Genomic DNA, 2042 nt, shown 5'->3' with positions numbered 1-2042 from the left:
AATAACTTATATGCGGTCATGCTTCTTCAGGCTTCAAAAACCAGATGCACCCTATAATTGGGAGCGGACTCGCATTCCTCACTACGAACCTTGGAAAGTCATAAGGTGATAAAGAAAACTCCCACAATCATGATAGCAGCTCCTAACAATCTTTGCTGAATATCTTTTTCCTTAAAAATGAAATGACCGAATAGTACACCCATCAATACGCTGGTACGCTTAACTGCGATTACTTGTACAACTAAAGTCATTGTCAAAGCTTGCATCTGAAAAATAACTCCTAAAGCATTGACAAAACCCATTGTTGCTAGCATCGGTAATTGCTGCATAATTTTGCGTCTGGGGTTGGGTGTTTTGTGCAGTAAAACTGGTAACAATAACACACTCATGGTTGTAAACAATGAGAACAACCAAAAAATTGGGGAAGAGTTTTGCACGCCTATTTTGTCGAAATTTGAGGTGATACTCCAGAGAAAGGCTACGATTAACATTAATTTAGGCCCTGGTTCGTGCAGTAGTGCTTTGAATGGGGCTAGGTATCCTTGAGATTTTTCTTTGATGTTTAATAGATAAGAACCAGTGACGATGAGAAAAATTCCAATACAATCAAAAAAGTTGGGATATTCGCCGACAATTAATGGTGAAGTTAGCAGCATGAATAAGGGTGTCAAAGCTACTAACGGCACGGTTAGGGATAAGTCCGACAGTTTGATGGCTTTAATGTAGAGGATAGCTGTGACTGCATTGATGCTTCCTCCGATTAATAAGGACATCCAAAATAGCGGGTTTAATTGGGGATTTAGTTGCGGTATTTTTATAAAAAATAAAAAGGGTACTAAAAAAAGTGCTGAAAAAAATGCTAATGACCAAGCTACGACATATTCGTCGTTTTTTTTCAGGTTTTGCTTGCTGAAAACGTCTTTTACGGCTTCAAAAAAAGCGGTGAGAATGCCAAAAATTAACCAAGTCAACCTAAATATGCGCTCCTGACTCGCTCGTCGTTTAGTAAATCCGATCCTGTACCTGTGAGGGTAATGTTACCAGCTTCTAGTACGTAAGCCCGATCGGCAATTTGGAGCGCCAAATTCGCGTTTTGTTCCACTAACAAGATTGTAACGCCCGTAGAGCGCAAGTTTTGGACGATCGCAAAAATTTCTTTGACGATCGCAGGTGCTAAGCCTAAACTAGGTTCGTCTAATAATAGCAGTTTCGGGCGGCTCATAAGCGCGCGGGCGATCGCCAGCATTTGCTGTTCCCCGCCGCTAAGGGTTCCCGCCAGTTGAGTCCGCCTTTCGGCAAGGCGCGGAAATATCTCGAATTGGCGGCTTAAATCGGCTTTGATGGCTGCGAAGTCCGATCGAATATAAGCACCTAATTCCAAGTTAGCTAACACCGTCTGCTGCGCCAAAACCCTTCGCCCTTCTGGACTGTGGGCGATTCCCAATTTTACCACTTCGTGAGCTTGGCGGCGACTAATATCGCGCCCGCTGTAGATGATTTGTCCTTCCCGGAAATTAACTATTTTAGAAATTGCTCTCAGGGTGGTACTTTTCCCCGCACCGTTAGCGCCGATGAGACTGACAACTTCGCCCGCATTTACGGTTAAATTGATATTTTGCAGGGCTTGAATGCCTCCATAATTTACACAAAGATTTTTGAGTTCTAAGAGAATGTTTTCTTTTGCTTGGATTGGGCTGTGTTGCATTTTTTGTTTTATAATTTTTATTGTGAGGCGCGATTAAATTTCTCGCTTTCCCAGCAGTCCGCCAGGGGTTAAAAACCCCTGTCTCATAGCGAAAGTCCTCTCAAGAGGACTGGGAGATATCATTCTAACTCTTAGTCCGCGCAGGCGGACATTGTTTGTGTAGACGCGATTTCCAATCGCCCACTTATCTTGTTACTTACTTACGAAAAGAATGTAACTCTAACTCTTAGTCCGCGCAGGCGGACATTGTTTGTGTAGACGCGATTTCAATCGCCCGCTTATCTTACTTACGAAAAGAATGTAACTCTAACTCTTAGTCCGCGCAGGCGGACATTGT

General features: G+C 43.0%; 2 protein-coding genes. Both read right to left on the bottom strand.

Features of this window, described 5'->3' with window-relative positions; translation table 11 throughout:
- Positions 1–98 precede the first annotated feature (98 nt).
- A complete protein-coding gene (locus QT974_RS33770) occupies positions 99–971 on the bottom strand; it encodes an EamA family transporter (protein ID WP_333472718.1) in 873 nt (290 codons plus the stop codon).
- Positions 968–1705, bottom strand: a complete 738-nt coding sequence (locus QT974_RS33765) for an ABC transporter ATP-binding protein (protein WP_333472717.1) — start codon at positions 1703–1705, stop codon at positions 968–970. The genes QT974_RS33770 and QT974_RS33765 overlap by 4 nt, the downstream gene beginning before the upstream one ends.
- Between the last annotated feature and the right edge of the window lie 337 nt (positions 1706–2042).

The sequence above is a fragment of the Microcoleus sp. BM001215392 genome (assembly GCF_036700185.1).
In the GTDB taxonomy this organism is placed as follows: domain Bacteria; phylum Cyanobacteriota; class Cyanobacteriia; order Cyanobacteriales; family Microcoleaceae; genus Microcoleus.
Note: the sequence above shows the minus strand (reverse complement) of the source record. Positions and strands in the feature narration are given on the sequence as shown.

Coding starts and splice junctions, on each gene's coding strand:
- QT974_RS33765 (WP_333472717.1), bottom strand. CDS start 1,705: ATGCAACACAGCCCAATCCAAGCAAAAGAAAACATTCTCTTAGAACTC.